Origin of the sequence: Cryobacterium sp. TMT2-10 (assembly GCF_004403075.1) — a bacterium.
Taxonomy (GTDB): Bacteria; Actinomycetota; Actinomycetes; order Actinomycetales; family Microbacteriaceae; genus Cryobacterium; species Cryobacterium shii.
In genome coordinates this window covers 1-1364 of sequence record NZ_SOGW01000135.1, presented here as the reverse complement: position 1 = coordinate 1364, position 1364 = coordinate 1, and the positions used below count along the sequence as shown (strand labels likewise).

Genomic DNA, 1364 nt, shown 5'->3' with positions numbered 1-1364 from the left:
GCGGCGGCAGGTGCGCAGCACCGTAGCGCAGCGGCACAACACGCGGGGCACGCGTGCCCGAATGTAACCGGGGGAATGTATCGTAAGCAATGCATCCACGCGTGAATGACGAAACGCCCCCAGATTGGAATCTGGGGGCGTTTCTTATGCCTGGGGGGCGGAATCTTGCCATTGAACATGACACGCCGGGCATATGTGCCTAAGGCCCCGCGCTCGGGGCCCTAGGGTGAGTGCATCTCGACAACTCAATGGCACTGTACAGCCAGAAATCGTGCAGCGTGTCGCAACAGGCCGACCGGGTAAGACATCCCCCGCAAAACATCCCCCACGGCTCACCCCCGGAGGCTTCCCCCGTTGTAGGTGTGGAACTTCTCCAACTTCGCGGGTCGCGCTGGTAAAGGCAGACTTGGACAGCATTGAGATGCGCCCGTGAAGGAACCCCAGTCCTGACAGCTTCGCGCTGTGGCACTGTGTGCGACGTCCAAACGACCGACCAGCAGCCGTCCCTTGATGTGCCCCCCACTGTCGGGGAGGGCACTCAGGGGGCGGAGCTCTGCCCTCACTCCCTCCCAGCAGCCATTCCAGCCTGGCTGGCCACGTCGAGCAAGACAGCGCGCGTCAGCGCTCCCCTTCTCCCGGGGCCACCCCAAGAGAAACCGTCAGCAGCTCACACACCTCTGGGATCTCGCTCGACAATCGGCCGGCGCTGAGGCTCGCAATGGGTGCGGCGAGGGACTAGAACGCCCCACAACCTAGCCACCGCAAGGGATCGGGCACCAAAGGGCAGGGCGTCCGATTGCGCAGCAATTGGGCGGCAACTCGTTAGACATGTCCAACCACAGCGGCCCGGCCCCTGGGCTTGTTATCTGTGCCATAACTTCCCCCGGCCTGCGGACCTTGGTCGACTTCCGCGGAAATACGCGGTTTCGGCCAGAGGTCGAGCGTGCCCCCGCTAGTAACACGGGGGCTACGGTCTTCGATTACCTGCCGTATCGCTGCTGTGCGGCCTGCCGTGACGTGCCTAGAGCTTCGCCGATATCGAACCAGGTCAGGCCCTGCGCTCGCATGTTCCGCACGACCGCGGCGCGTGCGTGGTTCGCCTGGCGCTCGATGTCGTCGAGCGTCTTGAGCGTGTACGTGTGGTGTTCTGGGTTCGGCGATTCGCCGTTGTATCCGGTCACCCGCAGGTGGGCCATCTTCTCGATCAGGTCGAGGTTTACCAGGGCTGGGTTCTGTGTGTTCGTCATGTGTCAATTCTAACTTGACGCGCTGGGTCTTGTCAAGCTGAGGTTGACATTGATTTGCGATTGATTCAACTGAGTCACATTCGGAGGCATGTGCCGGGGGTGGGGGGTCGCGGCGGC

1 protein-coding gene is annotated in these 1364 nt (G+C 62.8%); it reads right to left on the bottom strand.

All coding sequences use genetic code 11. From position 1 onward, the window contains the following. Positions 1 to 980 precede the first annotated feature (980 nt). Positions 981 to 1247, bottom strand: coding sequence for a hypothetical protein (locus E3T37_RS16555; RefSeq protein WP_134368367.1), 267 nt, complete (start codon positions 1245 to 1247; stop codon positions 981 to 983). Between the last annotated feature and the right edge of the window lie 117 nt (positions 1248 to 1364).

Coding starts and splice junctions, on each gene's coding strand:
- E3T37_RS16555 (WP_134368367.1), bottom strand. CDS start 1,247: ATGACGAACACACAGAACCCAGCCCTGGTAAACCTCGACCTGATCGAG.